Source organism: Prosthecobacter sp. (genome assembly GCF_044226605.1).
Lineage (GTDB): Bacteria > Verrucomicrobiota > Verrucomicrobiia > Verrucomicrobiales > Verrucomicrobiaceae > Prosthecobacter.
Window position 1 is genome coordinate 1 of the sequence record NZ_JBGAGS010000038.1, and the last position, 17,787, is coordinate 17,787.

At 60.8% G+C, this 17,787-nt stretch carries 15 protein-coding genes and 1 rRNA gene; 12 read left to right on the plus strand and 4 right to left on the minus strand.

All coding sequences use genetic code 11. The features are described 5' to 3' along the window. From ACILSO_RS31205 to ACILSO_RS31220, 4 genes are all read right to left on the minus strand, one after another. Positions 1 to 78 (minus strand): 16S ribosomal RNA (locus ACILSO_RS31205); the annotation flags it as partial. Between the two features lie 437 nt (positions 79 to 515). Next, the gene (locus ACILSO_RS31210; RefSeq protein ID WP_395741418.1) at positions 516 to 2,051 is read right to left on the minus strand and encodes a YifB family Mg chelatase-like AAA ATPase; all 1,536 of its coding nucleotides are present in this window, start codon (positions 2,049 to 2,051) and stop codon (positions 516 to 518) included. A gap of 95 nt (positions 2,052 to 2,146) precedes the next feature. After that, a complete protein-coding gene (locus ACILSO_RS31215; RefSeq protein ID WP_395741419.1) occupies positions 2,147 to 2,791 on the minus strand; it encodes a hypothetical protein in 645 nt (214 codons plus the stop codon). 206 nt (positions 2,792 to 2,997) lie between these two features. Continuing rightward, positions 2,998 to 3,441: a hypothetical protein gene (locus ACILSO_RS31220; RefSeq protein ID WP_395741420.1), complete on the minus strand. Its 444-nt coding sequence runs from the start codon at positions 3,439 to 3,441 to the stop codon at positions 2,998 to 3,000. A 385-nt stretch (positions 3,442 to 3,826) separates the two neighbouring features. Between ACILSO_RS31220 and ACILSO_RS31225 the strand changes: the two genes are divergently transcribed. The 12 genes from ACILSO_RS31225 (at position 3,827) to ACILSO_RS31280 (ending at position 16,724) form a co-directional block, all read left to right on the plus strand. Next, on the plus strand, positions 3,827 to 4,300 hold the full coding sequence (locus tag ACILSO_RS31225; protein ID WP_395741421.1) for a hypothetical protein: 474 nt from the start codon (positions 3,827 to 3,829) through the stop codon (positions 4,298 to 4,300). A gap of 3 nt (positions 4,301 to 4,303) precedes the next feature. Further along, positions 4,304 to 4,945 carry a hypothetical protein gene (locus ACILSO_RS31230; RefSeq protein ID WP_395741422.1) on the plus strand — a complete coding sequence of 214 codons (642 nt, stop codon included), beginning with the start codon at positions 4,304 to 4,306 and terminating at the stop codon, positions 4,943 to 4,945. 36 nt (positions 4,946 to 4,981) lie between these two features. Next, positions 4,982 to 5,218, plus strand: a complete 237-nt coding sequence (locus ACILSO_RS31235; protein ID WP_395741423.1) for a hypothetical protein — start codon at positions 4,982 to 4,984, stop codon at positions 5,216 to 5,218. Between the two features lie 30 nt (positions 5,219 to 5,248). Continuing rightward, the gene (locus tag ACILSO_RS31240; protein WP_395741424.1) at positions 5,249 to 6,385 is read left to right on the plus strand and encodes a transposase; all 1,137 of its coding nucleotides are present in this window, start codon (positions 5,249 to 5,251) and stop codon (positions 6,383 to 6,385) included. A gap of 369 nt (positions 6,386 to 6,754) precedes the next feature. After that, a complete protein-coding gene (locus ACILSO_RS31245) occupies positions 6,755 to 9,748 on the plus strand; it encodes an ATP-binding protein (RefSeq protein ID WP_395741425.1) in 2,994 nt (997 codons plus the stop codon). Beyond that, a complete protein-coding gene (locus ACILSO_RS31250) occupies positions 9,745 to 10,998 on the plus strand; it encodes a glycosyltransferase family 4 protein (protein ID WP_395741426.1) in 1,254 nt (417 codons plus the stop codon). Before ACILSO_RS31245 ends, ACILSO_RS31250 begins: the two co-directional genes overlap by 4 nt. Further along, on the plus strand, positions 10,998 to 11,753 hold the full coding sequence (locus ACILSO_RS31255; protein WP_395741427.1) for a sugar transferase: 756 nt from the start codon (positions 10,998 to 11,000) through the stop codon (positions 11,751 to 11,753). The genes ACILSO_RS31250 and ACILSO_RS31255 overlap by 1 nt, the downstream gene beginning before the upstream one ends. A 6-nt stretch (positions 11,754 to 11,759) precedes the next feature. After that, the gene (locus tag ACILSO_RS31260; protein WP_395741428.1) at positions 11,760 to 13,064 is read left to right on the plus strand and encodes a sugar transferase; all 1,305 of its coding nucleotides are present in this window, start codon (positions 11,760 to 11,762) and stop codon (positions 13,062 to 13,064) included. Between the two features lie 3 nt (positions 13,065 to 13,067). After that, positions 13,068 to 13,361 (plus strand): STAS domain-containing protein, encoded by a 294-nt coding sequence (locus tag ACILSO_RS31265; RefSeq protein ID WP_395741429.1) that lies wholly within the window; start codon positions 13,068 to 13,070, stop codon positions 13,359 to 13,361. A gap of 6 nt (positions 13,362 to 13,367) precedes the next feature. Then, positions 13,368 to 15,140 (plus strand): SpoIIE family protein phosphatase, encoded by a 1,773-nt coding sequence (locus tag ACILSO_RS31270; protein ID WP_395741430.1) that lies wholly within the window; start codon positions 13,368 to 13,370, stop codon positions 15,138 to 15,140. Further along, a complete protein-coding gene (locus ACILSO_RS31275; RefSeq protein ID WP_395741431.1) occupies positions 15,127 to 15,534 on the plus strand; it encodes a two-component system response regulator in 408 nt (135 codons plus the stop codon). Before ACILSO_RS31270 ends, ACILSO_RS31275 begins: the two co-directional genes overlap by 14 nt. Next, positions 15,531 to 16,724 (plus strand): alkaline phosphatase family protein, encoded by a 1,194-nt coding sequence (locus ACILSO_RS31280; protein WP_395741432.1) that lies wholly within the window; start codon positions 15,531 to 15,533, stop codon positions 16,722 to 16,724. Before ACILSO_RS31275 ends, ACILSO_RS31280 begins: the two co-directional genes overlap by 4 nt. The last annotated feature ends 1,063 nt before the right edge of the window (positions 16,725 to 17,787 follow it).

Here is a 17,787-nt window from a genome sequence, read left to right on the forward strand (position 1 = left end):
CATGGTGTCCCGTTCGACTTGCATGTCTTATCCACGCCGCCAGCGTTCGTTCTGAGCCAGAATCAAACTCTCCAAAAATTATTGGTGCTGACTTATTAAATAAGCCAGCCAAATTGACTGCGTCTGTTTAAACCACAGACACCTGCGCTTCTTTTCGCGCAGCGCACAATTTAGCCTTCTGTTTTCAAGCAACGAAACTCGGTTTTACCCTCGCTTCACTGCTTCTGTGTTTTCTAAAAGATCGTTTCTGATTCCAGTTAATTCGAGCCGCTTTTCGCTTCTCAAACCTTCTTTTCTCAGCCCGCGTTTTTCGCTGCGGGTCAGGAGAGTAGTACAGCTCTAAGACCCTGCAACTACATTATGCATCTTTTTGCACTTTTTTCGCGCCGACGTGCGATTCCACCTTTCCCCCCCCCGCGAAGCCCCCTTTTCCACCTCTCGCGAAAGCATTCCCTCACGAAAGCCCTCGTCATTCCACGAGCACGCTCCCTTCATCCCTCCCGCAGCCTCCCCACTCACGCCCACAGCTTGCGGTCCAGCGTGCGATACCCAATCGCCTCCAGCACATGATCCGCCGCTATCTTCTCCTGCCCTGCCAGGTCCGCCAGCGTCCGCGCCACCTTTAGAATCCGGTCATGCGCACGCGCACTGAAGTTCATCTCACTCATCGCATGCTCCAGGCAGCCCGCTCCCTCCGCATCCAGCTCACAGTGCTTCTTCAGCAGCCGCGGCGTCATGCTGCTGTTCGCATGCACTCCCGCATGCTTCGCAAATCTCTCCTGCTGCATCTGCCTCGCATTCTCCACCCTCTTGCGGATCGGCCCTGAAGCCTCACCACCCGCGCTCGAGGCCAGCGCCTTGTAGTCCACCAGCGGCACCTCCACATGCAGGTCGATGCGGTCCAGCAGCGGCCCGCTGATTTTCTGCCGATATCGCTGGATCACCACCACCCCGCAGCGGCACTCGCGCTTCAGGTCCCCATAGTAGCCGCACGGGCATGGGTTCATCGCCGCCACCAGCATAAACTTCGCCGGAAACGTCACCGTCCCCGCCGCACGGGAGATCGTCACCTTCCCATCCTCCAGCGGCTGCCGCAGCACCTCCAGCGTGCTCCTTCGGAACTCCGGCAGCTCATCCAGAAACAGCACCCCGTTATGCGCCAGCGACACCTCCCCCGGCCCCGGATTCGTCCCGCCGCCCAGCAGCCCCGCATCACTGATCGTATGGTGCGGCGAGCGAAAAGGCCGCGTCGCCACAAATGCGCTCGCCTCCCCCAGCAGCCCCGCCGCGCTGTGGATCTTTGTCGTCTCGATCGCCTCCTCCTCGCTCATCCCCGGCATGATCGTCGGGATCCGCTTCGCGATCATCGACTTCCCCGTCCCCGGCGGCCCAATCATGAGCAGCCCATGCCCCCCGCTCACCGCGATCTCGATCGCCCGCGTCGCATCCGCCTGTCCCTTCACATCATTAAAATCAATGTCGTAGTGGGACACCGCGCCAAACAGTTCCGCCGCACGGCACGGCTCCGGCGCGATCTCCAGATCCCCCTTCAGAAACTCCACCGCCTCGCGCAGATTCTGCACACCCACGATCTCGATCCCCGCCACCACGCTCGCCTCCAGCGCCGCGCGCTTCGGCACCAGCAGCCGCTTGCGCCCCTTCCGCCTCGCCTCCAGCGCCACCGCCAGCAGCCCCCGCACCGGCCGCAGCTCCCCATTCAGCGCCAGTTCCCCGATCATCGCCGTCTCCCCCAGCATCCCCATCGGAATCCGGCACCGGTGCGCGATCAGCGAGATCGCGATCGGCAGGTCAAATCCCGGCCCCTCCTTCTTCAGATCCGCCGGCGCCAGGTTCACCGTCGTCACCCCGTCATTCATGAGAAATCCGCACGAAGAAATCGCCGCCGTCACCCGCTCCCGGCTCTCTTTCACAGATGCATCCGGCAGCCCCACGATGAACATCTTCGGCGTCCCGCCCCCGTCGTAAGTTTCAATCTCCACCTCCACGGCATCAACACCCACTAGAGTGGCTGAGTAAGTTCTCGCGATCATTCAGCACCGACTATTGAGGGACTGCACCCGAGCGCAAGCATGGGAAACCAACTTTCCAAGAGCCACCCAGTCCGTCCGCAGCGTGCAAGCATGCATCAGCAAGCCCCATCCGCAGGTCCCCTGCTCAACTCCCCACCCTTCGACCGCGTTAGCTCCACGCACCTTCGGCCCAGCAAACGCCCCATCACCGATCGCCCTGCCGAAGCGTCAACCCAGAGGCCTCGTACGCAGCCCCCGCAGCGTGTAGAAAGGCGCCTCGCCCCCTTTTTGCGCTTCGGACTGAAAAGTTCCCGCTGCGCCTCAAAGATCCCCTCCACAAACTCCTGGCTCCCCAGCACCACACCATCTGTGAAGTACCGCACACGCAGCCGTAACAGTTCCGCAGGACTCAGCCTGCCCTTCTCCGCCAGCACCGCACGCGTAGACTCCAGCGTCACCCCGCGCCTCACCACGTTCTCATTCTGCGCATCCTTCACCTCCCGCCCCTCATCGTGCAGCAGACAGCGATACGCCCCCGCTGCGCGAGCACTCCTCCAGCCATCCACCGGCTTGCCCAGCGCCTTGCACAATCCACGCTGCGCCCTGCGGCTGCCCCCCAGGGCCTCGGCGTAGGCACACCAGCGGTAGTCCTTGGGATCTTGCACCAAACCCGCACGCACCGGATTAAGGTCAATGTAAGCCGCCGTTGTCCGCAGCAGCTCGCCCTTGCCCTCCACCAGCACGCTTTTAAAGCGATCCATCCACAGCGTGCCACGGCGACCTCGCCTTTTGTTGAACCACCGGTGCTGGATGTGGGTGGCCGTGCATTGAGGCGTTTGGAAAGTAAGGAAAAGCTGATCCGCCGAATTTGCGAACCGTGAAGTAACGAGGAGCTTGTGCGGCTGCAATTTTCAAACGGGACGCCGCTGGTGTTGCTGTTGGTTGCCACTATATTCAAAAGACGCCTTCAGTGTTTCCGCTGGTTGCCACTATGAAGGTGCAAACAGGTTAATTTTTCACTCAGCTTTTCACGCAAGAACCTTAATTGCATCAAAGTCGCTTCGTGCATTTGCCGAATGAACTCGTCAGGAGTTATCCCTTGTCGTTGGCAAGCTTCTATGTACCACGGTTGAACTTTCCATTCCTGCTCCCAATCAAAAAAATGTTCATCGGTTAATATGGCATCAATTTCTTCTATAAGAATATTAAGACCTGTTCCATCAAGATCGGAAGCATCCAAATATTTATCTTGTTTGGCATCTTTTGAAGATGCTTCAAGTACCGCGTGTTGTTGCTTAACCGCACGCTCGTTAATGCGCCTGCAAATTTCCCAAAATGGCTTCCCCGAGAAAGATGCACGTCCTTCTTGTAGGGTAGTCCCACCATGGGAAAAAATAAAGTCATGATCCATAATTAATCCACGAGAATAAATAATGTCTTGCCGTTTTTCAAAGGCAACTCAACTCATGGCGGAATTCGAGTATCATCAACAAGCCGCGATTTTATTGCGACTATAACCAATTTTCTCTGCATTCGTGGCATAGCCACTAAATCTACAAGTGTATTCCCCTTCTCCATTTCATCAATATGACTCAGCACTTTACTAATAAACCCACCAAACCTTGTCCCTTCATACGCCGAAGGAGGCAATGGCCCGACTGCGTCCCAGATTCTATTGACAACTATATGCCTGACATCTTTTTTTAAATACCTCCTCCCCCGGTTATGGCGGAAATGTTGTGCTTCCAGTGGCAGGTTGGCTGGCGGTTATGCGGAAATGTGATACGAGTTGCATCATGATTCAGCAGAGGACAGGTGACCTTCTTGAAGTCGAGTTTGACGGCAAGTTCTACTATCTCGTCGTGCTGACGAAGATCGTGATGTTCGGCGGCAACATCGTCTTTGCTTTCCATGGCGATGGGGCGCAGCGGCACATCGGGTCGCTGACGTCCGACGCGCCGGGCTTCAACATTTGCACTGATCTGCGGATGCCTAAAAAAGAGGGAACGATTCGACGGCTCGACTCGGTGGCGGATACCACGGCATTTTGGCGGACGCGTCTCGTCAAGAGTCCAGCAGATCGCCGACCGAGGCGATGGATGCGGACATGGTATATCTACTCGGTGGACGATCTGAGGAATCACACAGAAACGCGCATCTGGCTGCGGGGGAAATATGCGGCGGCGATGGACAGCGGGATGCATTCATTCGATCTTGTCGCGGCGAAGATTCTCGATAGTTATGCTCCTGACAAGAACCCCCTTCTTTGAGCCATGTCATTCGATCTCTCTGTTCATCTTCCAAAGGAACGCTTGCCCACTCCGGCGAAGTGGCAGGCAGCGATTTCGGCGAAGGGATTCCCACTGAAGCTGGCCGCAGACTTTGACCTGACCACGCTGCACGGCTGGCTTCCATGTGAATATCAGGGGAAGCCCGGTGGGTTTGAATGCCACCATTCGATCCGAAGCCAGGAGGAATTGCAGGAGATGGAGATTCCCGAGTCGTTTCCATGCGAGATTCTCTTCTCGACGAGAGCGCGAGTGAAGGAAGAATTCCTGAGCGAAATGATTGCGGCGGCGGTCCTCGCGGAGATGACCGGCGGCGTGCTCGTGGAGCCGCAGAGCGATGGAAGGTTCGAAGGAAAGAAAGCCGTCGAGTGGGCTCGTGCACAGGTGGCGATGTCGGGAGGCCGTGGTGTGGTTGTGTCCGCGCGAAGCAAACAGCCATCTGTTTCACACCCCGGTCCAGTGAAGCTTTTTCTCGGAGGTCTCTTCTTCACAGGAGTAGGTGTTGCCATGTTTTTGATGGAAGCGTCCCCGGTTCTCCGCGTGGTCGCCACAGCAGCTGTCCTTTTTGGGCTGCTCGGCTTTGTAGCTTTCGGCATCGCGATCCGGGACGCGAACAAGAAACCGTAATCGCAACGTGAAGTTCAGGCAGGAGTATCCTGCTGTATGAACCGTCTCGCTATTTGCCTTGTCGCGTCGTTGACGCTTGCAAGCAGCACAGGTGCGCAGACGATCGAATCCGTGAAGCCACCCAAGACAAACGCGGAATACAATGCGCTGTTGAATGGCGCGCTTCAGGAACTCAAGGCACTGAACGCCAAGGCCACCGCCGAGTTCGGTAAAAGATGCCAGGCATTTAGTCAATTGACTGAGATAAAAGATGCCAGGCATTTAGTCAATTGACTGCACACTTATCCCGCCCACACTCCAGCCATGAAAGCCACCCAATCCGCTGATCCCCAGTCTGCTCCTGTCGAAAAGCAGCTCCTTGGTGTGAACGCCAAAACAGGCCTCTATCCAGCCGCGCGCTCCTGGTCTGGCGGGCGGCGGCGTATCCTCGGCAGGGCGCCGCTGGAATCCCACTGCTATCACGTCATGTCCCGCACTTGCGGCGGCGAGATTTGGTTCGAAGACATCGAAAAAGAAGCGCTGCGCCGCATCATCTGGCGCATGGCCGAATTCTCCGGAATCAAGATCGTCACCTACTGTCTAATGGGCAATCACTTCCACCTCCTCGCCGAAGTGCCCCATCGACTGACATGGCTGGAACGCTTCGACGGTCCCGACGGCGAAAACAAACTCTTCCAGCACCTCAGCATCCTCTACAGCAAGACTTACCTCGGCCTTCTGCGTGATGAACTTGCCGACCTCCGCCAGCGCGGCCTGAAAATCCTCGCTGACCAAAAAATCGATGCCCTCAAAAAGCGTTTCTGCGATCTCTCCCTATTCGTCAAAGAAATCAAAGAGCGCTTCAGCCGCTGGTTCAACAAACGTCGCGGCCGCCGTGGTACGCTATGGATGGACCGCTTCAAAAGCGTGCTCGTCGAAGGCAAGGGCGAACCCCTTCGCACGATGGCCGCCTACATTGATCTCAACCCCGTGCGTGCCGGCCTGGTCAAAGATCCCAAGGATTACCACTGGTGCGGATATGCCGAGGCGTTGGGAGGCAGCCGCCGGGCTCAACGCGGCCTCTGCAAAGCCCTCGGTAAACCCGTGGACGGCTGGAAGAGCAACGAAGCAGCAGAAGCCTACCGCTGCCTGCTGCACGACGAAGGACGGGAAATCATGGACGCCAAAAATGCACAGGTTCTCACACGCGGAGTCACTCCAGATTCAGCCCGTGCCGTGCTGGCGGAAAAAGGAAGGCTCAGCACGGCCGAGCTGATACGTCTGCGCGTGCGCTACTTCACCGACGGCGTGGTGCTGGGTACCAAGGAGTTTGTGGAAGGGATATTCGAAGCTCAACGCGACAGTTTCAACCCCAAGCGCAAGACCGGAGCCAGACGCATTGCAGAATCGCAGACGCCCTTCTACACACTCCGGCAGTTGCGCCTCCAGCCTGTAAGCTGAGCCGGCTGACATCTCAGCACACAGGCGCATCCCTTCATCTCTGCTGCAGCCGGGCCATGGCAATCACGTCAGCAGGCCTAGTCCGCTTCCCCACATCTGCGGGGAGTGACTGCCCTGCCTCCGCCTGCGATGTTTGTGGACCCTCTTGGGTCCTCGCATGTACCGCATTCTCGACCAGTCACCCATGGCCCTTCCCACCTCGCGAAAGGAGGGTTCGTCATGCACCCGCAAACCATCCGCATTCGCGCTCAATTTGCAGCCAGACGCGGAGAGATTTCACGCAGAGCCGGCCGCTGTCATCCTTCCTCAGTCAAACGCCCCGGCCCCCGCCTCCCTGCCCATCCACATTCGCTGGACCTCCCTCCCCGCATGAGCGCCAGAAGTCCCAGCACCGTGGACCACGGCCATGTCAGCATGCGCGACTTCGTCCGCGTGTTCCCCTTCTACTTCGCCTGGGATGCCAATGACATCATCACGGAGTCCGGCACCTCCCTGTTAAAAGTCTGCCCGCGTGCCGTCCCCGGCGCACGCTTGCAGGACGTCTTCCAGTCTCAAAGCCCCGAGGGCGAATTTTGCGATGCCCTCGCGCGGGCCAATCCTGATCGCCTCTTCCTCCTGGAGGACCGCCGGCACAAGATCATCCTCCGCGGCCAGGTGCTGCTTCTGGATCGCCCACGCCGCGGCATCATGCTTGGTTCCCCCTGGCTTACAGAGCCCGATCAGGCTCACCAGCTAGGCCTCACGCCGCAGGACTTCGCCGTGCACGACCAGACTCTGGACCTCCTTCAGGTCCTGCAGATGCAGCGCCGCGTCACCACCGATCTCCAGCGCCTCGCCGGCCAGCTCACCGAGCAGCGCATCCGCCTGCGCGAGCAGGAGGAGCAGTCCCGCAAGCTCGCCCTCGTCGCCGCCAGAACGGACAACGCCGTCATCGTCACCGATGCCGCAGGCCGCATCGAATGGGTCAATGAAGGCTTCAACCGCATGACCGGCTGGCGCCTGGAGGAAGTCATCGGCAAGCAGCCAGGCGATTTCCTCCGCTGCCCGGAGGCAGATCCCGGCGCGGACAACTTCATGAACCAGTGCCTGCAGCACCAGCGCGGCTTTCGCGTTGAAATGCTCAACTATCACCGCTCCGGCCGCAAATACTGGTCCTCCATTGAAATCCAGCCCATCCGCAATGAGGCCGGTGAAGTTGTGAACTTCATGTCCATCGAGAGCGACGTCACCCAGCGCCGCCAGGACGATCAGCGCCGCGCCCTCCAGTTCTCCACCAGCCGCACCCTCGCGGAGGCGGACACCATGCGCCAGGCCGCTGCGCGCGTCATCCAGCTTATCTGCAATCAGCTCGGCTGGATCGCAGGCTCCCTCTGGATGTTGGATGCGGATCAAAACTCCCTCCATCTCGTCGAGATCTGGCACACCCCTCTGCGGGACATCACCGAGTTCGTGGAGCTCTCCCGCAGCCTCACCTTCAAGCCCGGCCAGGGCCTCCCCGGCATCGTTCTGCACAGCGGCCAGCCGCAGTGGGTCCGCGATGTCGCCGAGCACGCGGAGTGCCCCCGCTCGGCCATGGCCAAAAAGTGCCACCTGCACGGCGCCATCGCTTTTCCCATTGTCGCCCAGGGAGACATCCTCGGCGTCCTTGAGCTCTTCAGCTGCGATGCCTCCACCCCCGAGGATTCCCTTCTCGAAGCCTTCTCCGGCATCGGCAATCAGCTCGGTCAGTTCATCGTCCGCAAATGTGTCGAGCAAAACCTCGTCAGCGCCAAAGAAGCCGCTGAAAGCGCCAACCGCGCCAAGAGCGAATTCCTCGCCACCATGAGCCACGAGATCCGCACGCCCATGAATGGCATCATCGGCATGTCCTCCCTCCTGCTTGAGACCCAGCTCGATGCCCGCCAGCATGAGATGGTCGATGCCGTGCGCCAGAGCGGCGAGGCCCTCATGACCATCATCGAGGACATTCTCGACTTCTCCAAAATCGAGGCCCGCAGGCTCGATCTCGTCGATGAAACCTGCAACCTTGTTTCCATCATCGATGGCGTCGTCGGACTTCTCCAGCACAAAGCCGCCTCACGCGGCGTCGTGTTGAAAGTCGAGATCGACCCCCAGGTGCCGCTCGCCCTCAAAGGCGATCCCGGCCGCCTTCGCCAGATCCTCATGAACCTCGTCGGCAATGGCGTCAAATTCACCGATCACGGCAGCATCCGCATCCAGGCCTCCCGCGTGCCCGCCCCTTCCGGCACCCCCGAGCTTCTCGAAATCAGCGTCACAGACAGCGGCATCGGCATGAATGAAGAGCAGCAGCTCAAGCTCTTCCAGGCCTTCTCCCAGGTGGACAGCTCCACCACCCGCCGCTTCGGCGGCACCGGCCTCGGCCTCGTCATCAGCAAGCGCCTCGTCGAACTCATGGGCGGCACCATCGGCGTGGAGAGCACCCCCGGCGTGGGCTCGCGCTTCTGGTTCCAGCTCCCCCTCCGCGCCGTCACGGCCGCTGAGGAGCAGGAGGAAAAAGACCGCGACGCAGCCTCCCAGCAAAAGGCCCTCCAGCCTCCCTGCTCTCACAAGCCCCGCCTGCTAGTCGTCGAGGACAATGAGGTCAATCTGCGCATGGCCATCATGATGCTCGAAAAATACGGCTTCACCGCAGACGTCGCACGCGATGGCGAGCAGGCCGTCGATCTCTTCGCCGCCCATGCCTACGACGCCATCCTCATGGACTGCCACATGCCCATCATGGACGGTCACGAGGCCACCCGCGCCATTCGCGAGATCGAGGCCAGCACCCACTGGCAGCGCCCCCGCTGCCGCATCATCGCCATGACGGCCAACGTCATGGACGGCGAGCGCGAGCGCTGCTTCGAGGCCGGCATGGACGACTACGTCTCCAAGCCCCTGCGTGCAAAGGCCCTCACCGAAGCCCTCTCCCGCATCCATGTATTAGAACCTCTTAAACAGCCTGAAAACGTCACCGGCTGGACCGAGGAGGAAGCCTTCACCGCCCGCGATGCCGTCAAAATGCTCGCCGATGAACTCAGCACCGAGGACACCGCGGAACTCATCGAAAACTGGCTCAAAGACACGCCCGAGCGAATCACCGATCTCGAAAAACTCGCCGAAGGCCAGGATCAGCCCGCCCTGCGCCGCACCGCTCACTCACTGAAAGGCAGCAGCTCCCTCTTCGGCCTCACGCACATTCATTCTCTCTGCCGGGATCTCGAACAGCTCGCTGAATCCAGCAACCGCACCGGGCAGCACTCCCTCGTCGCTCAGATACGCCACGGCTTCGCCACCGCAGCGCCCTCTCTGCGTCAGGAGCTCTCCCATCTCCGCACCACCAGTGTCTCCATCTCGTCATGAATATTCTCTACGTCCACGAACGCTTTGGCGCGCTGGCAGGCGCTGAAGCAAACGCCTTCATCACCGCTCAGGAGCTCGCCGCCCGCGGCCATCACACCGCCATCCTTCACGGCCCCGGCACCGGAAAAAACGAAGACGGCTGGAGCAGCGTCTTCCAGCAGCGCTTCCCCCTTGAAGGCGATGCCGCCGCACAGACCCGCGCCGCCCTCTACGCCTTCCGCCCGGACGCCGTTTACGTTCACAAGATGCCGGACCTCGATGTCATCCAGACCCTCGTGGACAGCGGCATCCCCCTCGTTCGCATGGTGCATGACCACGACATCTACTGCATGCGCAGCTACAAGTATCACTACCTCTCGCGCAAGATCTGCACCCGCGCCGCCTCCCTTTACTGCGTCTTCGGCTGCGGCGCCTGTGTCGTCAAAAACAGCGCCGGCGGCTTTCCTCTCAAGTGGGTCAGCTACAGCGCCAAGAAGCGGGAGATCGCCCTCAATCACCGTTTCCACCGCATGATCGTCGTCACCGAGTACATGCGCGAAGAACTCCTCCGCAACGGCTTCGACGACCGCCGCATCGAAATCCACGCCCCCGTCCCCCGCATGGGAGATCCCGCTTTGCGCAGCTCCTTCAGCGATCGCAATCTCATCCTCTACGCCGGCCAGATCATCCGCGGCAAAGGCGTGGACGTCCTCCTCCAGTCCCTCGCCCGCGTAAAGTCAAACTTCGAATGCATCATCCTCGGCGATGGCAATCACCGCGCCTACTGCGAAAAACTCAGCCGCAGGCTCGGCCTCGCCGACCGTGTGCATTTCAAAGGCTTCATCCCCCAGGAGGAATTGAAGGCCTATTACCGCGAATGCAGCGTCGTCGCTCTCAGCAGCGTCTGGCCTGAGCCCATCGCCACCATCGGCCTCGAAGTCATGCGCTATGCCCTCCCCGTCGTCGCGTTCGACGCCGGCGGCATCAAGGACTGGCTCAAGGACGGCTTCAATGGCCACCTCGTTCCCTGGATGAATCGCGACGCCTTCGCCGCCAGCCTCGACGACCTCCTGCAAAACAAGGCAAAAGCAAAACAGCTCGGCGCCAATGGTCTCCGCCTCGTCAGCGCCCGCTACGACTTCCCCGCCTACATCGTCGGCCTCGAGGCCATGTTCGAGCGCGCCATCGCCGAATCCACCGTTCGCTCTCCCCACAGTCCCCCAGTTGAGGGGGATTACAGTTCACACCGCGTTGTTACAGTTACTGCGTAATGAAAATAAAGACCGCCCCCGACGCACCCCAGGTCCGCCGCATCCTCAAGGCCCAGAGCCGTCTCGGCCGCCTGAGAATGCGCTTCGCCATGCGCTTCAAGCGCTGCCTCTGGCTCGCCGTCGTCAATGGCACCCACGCCATCAAGCGCCTCTTCGACATCGTCATCAGCATTATCGCGCTGCTCCTCGCTGCTCCGCTCATGATCGTCATCGCCCTCCTCATTCGTCGCGATGGCGGCCCCGTCTTCTTCAAACAACGCCGCATCGGCTTCAACGGCCGTGATTTCGAGATGCTCAAGTTCCGCTCCATGTGCGTCGATGCCGAGGCAAAGCTCAGCGCCCTCCTCGCTCAGAACGAAAAAAATCAAGGCGTCACCTTCAAGATGAAGAACGACCCCCGCGTCACCGCCATCGGTCGCTTCATCCGCAAGGCCTCCATCGACGAACTCCCCCAGTTCTTCAATGTCCTGCGCGGAGACATGTCCATCGTCGGCCCCCGCCCCTGCCTCCCCCGTGAGGCCGCCCTCTACTCCAGCTCCGACCGCAAACGCCTCCACGCCAAGCCCGGCATCACCTGCCTCTGGCAGGTCGGCGAGCGCGAGGGCCGCTTCTGGGAAATCGGCGATCGCAACAGCATCGACTTCAGCGAGCAGGTCTCCCTCGATGTCCGCTACATCGAGAGCCACTCCTTCACCCGCGATCTCTGGATCCTCCTCAAAACCATTCCAGCCATCGTGCTGGGCAAAGGCATGTAACCAATCATGGACGTCTTCATCATCTGCCCGGACTATCGCAAAAGCGCAGGCTTCGCGCGCCGCATCCGCCCTCTCGCCCTCCTGCCCGTGCTTGGCCGCACCTTGCTGGATCTCTGGCTGGAGCATCTCGCCGCCGCCGGCGTCACCCACGCCACCATCCTCGCTGCAGACCGTCCCCATGAAGTGCGCGCCGCTGTCGATCAGGGCGGCCGCTGGGGCCTCACCGTCACCGTCCTCTCTGTCAAACGAGAGCCCAGCATCGAGGAGACACGTCTCCGCTTCACCGGCCGGGACACCTCCGGCCGCGTGCCCAATATCATCACTCTGGACACCCTTCCGGACATGCCGCACCGCCCCCTGTGGGAAAGCTCCGCCGCCCTGTTTGACATCATGCTCGACACCCTCCGCGGCACCCCACCGGAGTCCCACCTCACCATGCGAGAGATCGCCCCGGAGGTCCACGTCAGCACCCGCGCCCAGGTCGCCTCCACCGCCATGATCGAAGGCCCCGTCTGGATCGGCCCCCAGGTCATCATCGGCGAGCACGCACAAATTCGCGCCGGCACCATCATCGAAGACGCCGCCTACATCGACCGCCACGCCATCGTCAGCGAGAGCTGGGTCGGCCCCAGCACCTACGTCGGCGCCCTCACCAATGTGCAAACCTCCTTCGCCTGGGGCGGCGGCATCGAGAACTGGAAGAAAGCCGCCTTCCTCGAAGTCACGGACGACTTCCTCCTCACCAATCTCAATCACAAGCCCTTCGGCGGCGTGCGCAGCGGCTGGTTCACCCGCATCACCGCGCTCCTCCTCATGGTGCTCACCTCCCCGCTCGCCATGCTCTACGCGCTCTGGACCCGCCTCACCCGCTGGCAGTCCGCGCTGGAAAGCAGGCAGGTCGTCCTCCCTCCGCCCAATAAGCAGGACCGCTTCAGCCCCAGCACACGCCTCTACACCCTCGTTTCCGCTCCCGGCTTCTTCTCACGCTGGCCGGAGCTCTGGGCCGTCTGGCGTGGAGACATGCACCTCGTCGGCAATCGCCCCCTCTCCCAGGCCCGCGCTGCTTTGCTCACCAATGAATTCGAGCGCATGTGGTTCGACGCCCCCGCCGGCATCTTCTCCTACGCAGACATCATGAATGACGGCATGCCCGGAGACAATGACACCGCTCACAGCGCCTGCTACGCCATCCACCGCTGCATGCGCCTGAATCTCCGCATCCTCATGTACTGCCTCCCACGCTTTTTGCTGCCTGTCTTCCGCAAGGAGCAGGACATCCCCTCCAACAGCCACACTCAAACCTGCCATTAATCCATGACTCTTGCAGACTCCGTCCACTTCTTCGCCCCTGCCGAACTCTGCGCCTCCTCCGCGCGCATCTGGCGCGACCGCCTCGAAAAAGAGATCAAACCCGGCCATGAAGAAGTTTGCATCGACCTCTCCGGCACCAGCTTCATCGACAGCTCCGGCCTCGGCGTGCTTCTCACGCTCAACAAAAACCTCCGCGCACGCGGCGCCAGCCTCAAGCTGCTCAATCCCTCCTCCCCCGTCTGCCAGCTCATCGAGCTCACAAGACTTCATCGCGTTTTTGAAATCATCCACGATTGATCCCTCATGTCGCGTCCTCAGCAGCAGTTCGATGGTTTTCGTCTCGATTTTCCAGCCACGCTGGAAGACGCCCGCGAAGCCGTCCGCTCTGTCGTTCAGTGGCTCGCAGATCAGAAAATCCAGCCGGATGAATGCCAGCAGTGGGAGCTCGTGCTCGCCGAGGCGTCAAACAACGCCGTCCTCTACGCCACTCCCCAGCAGGCACTCCTCACCGTCCGCATCGAGGCCACGCTCTCCACATCCGATATCGAAGTCCGCATAACAGATCATACCAGCGGCTTCGACTGGCCCGCTGAAGTTTCCCTCCCCGACGACGATGACTCGGAGCATGGCCGTGGCCTCTTCATCATCAGCTCGCTCACAGATCACGTCTCCTACCTTCGCGGCCAGGGCCACAACATTCTCTGCCTTCGCTCCTCTCGCAAATCCCCGCCTCCGCCCGCGGAAGACACCGAGGCCACCCTCGAGCTCATGACCGCAGAGGTCGCCTCCTGCTACGAGACCCTCGCCAATATCTTCCGCCTCATCGCGGACGCGGGCGATGATGTCGAGCCCGTCGCTCTCGCCTCACGCTGGCTTGAAGAATTGCGCGAACTCGCCGGTGCGGATTTTCTCGTCCTTCGCATGGCCTCCACCGAGTCAGGCCGTCTCCCCATTCTCGGCGGCGTTCCCACTTCCATCGCCTGGGACTCCGCTCTAGATCTGCGTTCCTCAGACGCTGTCGAATCACGCGCTGCAGCCACTCGTCAGGATATTTGGTTTGATTCGAACACTGTCTTCTCAGGGTCCGATCCTCTGCGCAAAGCCGGCCCTCATATCAGCGGTCTCGCACACCCGCTCGAAAGCGCAGGCGATCTCGCAGGCGTCCTCACCGTCGGTGTATTCAAGCCCTCCTGGGAACCCTCCGCTCGTGAGCTCAATGTCGTCCGCAGCCTTGGCGATTTCCTCGGCGCCCTTCTCCACGGTCTCCATCGTCGCGATGAGGCCAATCAGGCCCGCCTCATCAAACGCGAGCTGCAGATCGCTGCGGACATCCAGCGCTCCCTTCTCCCCGCCGAGCTTCCCCAGACTCCCTTCGTCCGCTGCGCCGCTCATCTCGCCACCGTCGGAGAAGTCGGCGGCGACTACCTGGACGCCATCCTTCTTCCAGACGGCAGCCTCCTCTTTGTCGTCGCAGACGTCATGGGAAAAGGCGTCCCCGCTGCTCTCTTCGCCACCGCCTTTCACAGCCTGCTGCATTCTCATCTCGATCTCGCCGTACGCCCTTCTCGCCTCATGCAGCGCCTGAACAAAGCGCTGTTCCCTGAGCTGGATCGCGCTGACATGTTCATCACCGCACAGATGGTACATGTCAGCGCTGACGGCCAAAATCTCCAGGTCTCCGGCGCAGGGCACGCCCCCCTCCTCTTGAGCGATGGCAGGCAGATCCGCGAGGTCTGCGCAGACGGCCCTCCGCTCGGCGTCGCCGAAGATGCCGCCTACCATGACTTCTCCATCAGTCTCAGCACCTACACCCACGCTCTCCTTCACACAGACGGCCTGAGCGATGTCGTCTCCGGCGGTGGCATCCTCAGCCGCGAGGCCCTTCACTCCTGGCTCCGCGGCACCGCCGCAGCCGCTGAAGACGCCGGCACCTCGCGGGACAGCCTCCATCGTCTGCATCGCAGCGCCGTCGAGGCCGCCTGCCAGCAGGACGACGCCACTTTCATGATCATCACCCGCGGCGCTCACACCCTCTCCGCCACCACTCACAATTCCCTCTCTCATGCCAAAGGATAGCCCCATTCTCGTCGTCGATGACGAGCCTCACATGCGCCGCGTGGCGGAGCTCAGCATGCGTCCCCTCGGCCGTCCCATCCTCCTCGCCGCAGATGGCCTGGAGGCCGTGAAGCTCGCTCAGATCCACCGCCCCTGTGTCATCCTTCTCGATCACATCATGCCCGTCATGGATGGCAAGGCCGCCCTCCAGCAGTTGAAGTCAGATCCCGCCACGGCAGACATTCCTGTCATCATCCTCAGCTCCCGCGGCCAGCTCGCCGTCGGTCAGTATCAGGGCTTCGAGACCGCCACCATGTTTGTCTCCAAGCCCTTCAGCCCCGCCCTCCTTCGTCGCGAAGTCGAGCGCCTCATCTCCTCCCCCGTTCTTCAGGAACCCCAGCTCGCCTCGGTATGAAAAATCGCCTGGACCTCTTCATCATGATCGATGCCTGCGGCTGGGAGATCATCCAGTCGCGCCCTCAGTTCCTTCGCGGGCACGCCCCTTACCGCCGCAGGCTCGAAAGCGTCTTCGGTTACAGCAGCACCTGCGTCCCCAGCATTCTCAGCGGTCGCTGGCCCGATGAGCATCACAACTGGTGCTACTTCATCCACGATCCCGAGAACTCCCCCTTCCGCAGCCTCAGCTGGCTGCGCTTCCTGCCAAAAGCCCTCACCAGCCGCCGCATCGTTCGCCGCTACCTCACCAAGATCGTCAAATCCACCCTCGGCTTCAAAGGCTACTTCGATCTCTACAACATCCCCTTTCATCTCATCCACCTCTTCGACTTCACCGAAAAGAAGAGCCCCCTCCAGCCACGCGGCATGAACCGCGGCCCCAATATCTTCGACCTCCTCGTTGAGAATAAAGTCCCCTATTTCGTCACCGACCCTAACCTCAGCGAGCCCGCCAACCGCGACCGCCTCATCACCGACATCGAAGACGAGCGCATCACCTTCGCCTTCCAATACTGGGCTGGCCTCGATGGCCTCCTCCACCGCGTCGGCAATCAATCCCCCGAGATCGACACCAAGCTCGCCGAATACGAAGCCTGGATCACCCAGACCATGGCTGCCGCCAAAAAACACTACCGCCAGGTCAATCTCCACGTCTTCAGCGACCACGGCATGGCCAACTGCGACCGCCACCTCGACCTCCGCTCCAAGATCGACACCCTCAGCCTCCGTATTGGAAAAGACTACAACGTGGTATATGACAGCACCATGGCCCGCTTCTGGTTCTTCAATGAAGCCGCCCGCCAGAAAGTCACCGCCGTGCTCAACACCATCCCCGAAGGCCGCATCATGCCCGAGGACGAACTCCACCACTTCCGCGCCCATTTCAAAGACGGCCGGTATGGCGAAATCATCTTCCTCGTCCAGGAAGGCGTCCTCATCGTCCCCAGCCACATGGGCGAGCGCCCCATCCGCGCCATGCACGGCTACCACCCCCACGATCCCCAAAGCTACGCCACCCTCTTCAGCAGCTCCTCAGACATCCCATCAGACATCACCCACATCCCCCACATCCACCGCCTGATGGAAATGTCCCTCCAGCGTCCCGCCGCCATCCCCACCGCCACCTCCCTCCAGGCCCTCGCCGCCTGAAGTACGACAGACACTCCTGTCTGTCGATCAGCGCCCCCTCAATCACCCAACGCCCTCTGCCAACCGAAACCCAACCCCCAAAGCACAACAGCCCACCGCCGAGCACACACCTGTTCTCCAGTTCAGGTTTCAGTCCGCTTCTGCAAAAGTCTCCTCTCCACACCCTCGTCAACGAGGCGGTTTCTTTGCAAATAGCCTTCAATCCGTGTCATGCCGGCGTCACGATGACGGGCCTTTTCGAGAGGTGGTAGACAAACGATACAGCCCACGCTTTGGGACAAAGGATTCGACGGACGCGCGCAACGCGTCCCCCCCCAGCCCAGCCTGCCTCAGCGCGCCCTGGCGGATGGTACGGATGCGCTGTGCGCGTCCGTGATATCGGGGCTAGGTCGTTGCTAGCCCCAAAAAGGTGCGCCGTTCCCGCGGCGAAGACAGGCAAATGTCGCTCTCGCCGCAGGTTCATGCGTTGCGTTTTGGGGCGCGCTCCCGGCAGCGTGCGGCCCTTGAATTGGAAGACACCGCCAAAAGTGCGAGAGACCGTCCCCAAGCAACGCCTCTCTCGAAGGCCATCGACCTTCCGCGATTAAGATTGGGTCAGCCAGCTAGTCCTCCGAAGCTCGAAGCCCGCTCCGGAATCCCCGCCGCGCCCAAGATTAGAAGCCACCCAGCACAAGTATTGTAGTACCGGCTTCAGCCGGATTCTGGAAGCTTTCCTCGCCCAAGCAGCCCCCAAATGAACTCCCAAAGTTACTTTCCGTTCCACAGTCAAGCTTCCGTCAATTCATGCACTCTGCGCTGTAGCGCTTCAGCTTCTTATCGAGCCTGCCCATAAAAGACTGACTGCCCCGTCTTGAAGGCCAACGGCCTTCCGTCTTTCAGCCCAGGGGTGCCGAGCCTTGGCGAGTGCTTCCTGGGTTCTGCAGGGCCACCGGGGAAGCGAATCCATCACACCCTTCACACGCCACGTCTTCCAGAAGCGTTCCGCGGCCATTTCGCAACAGAAGGCCTGTGCTGGTGCTTCACACCACGCCTTGTGAAGCCCTGTTCATAGCTGTCAGACTTC

Coding starts and splice junctions, on each gene's coding strand:
- ACILSO_RS31230 (WP_395741422.1), top strand. CDS start 4,304: ATGTCATTCGATCTCTCTGTTCATCTTCCAAAGGAACGCTTGCCCACT.
- ACILSO_RS31245 (WP_395741425.1), top strand. CDS start 6,755: ATGAGCGCCAGAAGTCCCAGCACCGTGGACCACGGCCATGTCAGCATG.
- ACILSO_RS31240 (WP_395741424.1), top strand. CDS start 5,249: ATGAAAGCCACCCAATCCGCTGATCCCCAGTCTGCTCCTGTCGAAAAG.
- ACILSO_RS31270 (WP_395741430.1), top strand. CDS start 13,368: ATGTCGCGTCCTCAGCAGCAGTTCGATGGTTTTCGTCTCGATTTTCCA.
- ACILSO_RS31275 (WP_395741431.1), top strand. CDS start 15,127: ATGCCAAAGGATAGCCCCATTCTCGTCGTCGATGACGAGCCTCACATG.
- ACILSO_RS31265 (WP_395741429.1), top strand. CDS start 13,068: ATGACTCTTGCAGACTCCGTCCACTTCTTCGCCCCTGCCGAACTCTGC.
- ACILSO_RS31235 (WP_395741423.1), top strand. CDS start 4,982: ATGAACCGTCTCGCTATTTGCCTTGTCGCGTCGTTGACGCTTGCAAGC.
- ACILSO_RS31215 (WP_395741419.1), bottom strand. CDS start 2,791: ATGGATCGCTTTAAAAGCGTGCTGGTGGAGGGCAAGGGCGAGCTGCTG.
- ACILSO_RS31210 (WP_395741418.1), bottom strand. CDS start 2,051: ATGATCGCGAGAACTTACTCAGCCACTCTAGTGGGTGTTGATGCCGTG.
- ACILSO_RS31225 (WP_395741421.1), top strand. CDS start 3,827: ATGATTCAGCAGAGGACAGGTGACCTTCTTGAAGTCGAGTTTGACGGC.
- ACILSO_RS31280 (WP_395741432.1), top strand. CDS start 15,531: ATGAAAAATCGCCTGGACCTCTTCATCATGATCGATGCCTGCGGCTGG.
- ACILSO_RS31255 (WP_395741427.1), top strand. CDS start 10,998: ATGAAAATAAAGACCGCCCCCGACGCACCCCAGGTCCGCCGCATCCTC.
- ACILSO_RS31260 (WP_395741428.1), top strand. CDS start 11,760: ATGGACGTCTTCATCATCTGCCCGGACTATCGCAAAAGCGCAGGCTTC.
- ACILSO_RS31220 (WP_395741420.1), bottom strand. CDS start 3,441: ATGGATCATGACTTTATTTTTTCCCATGGTGGGACTACCCTACAAGAA.
- ACILSO_RS31250 (WP_395741426.1), top strand. CDS start 9,745: ATGAATATTCTCTACGTCCACGAACGCTTTGGCGCGCTGGCAGGCGCT.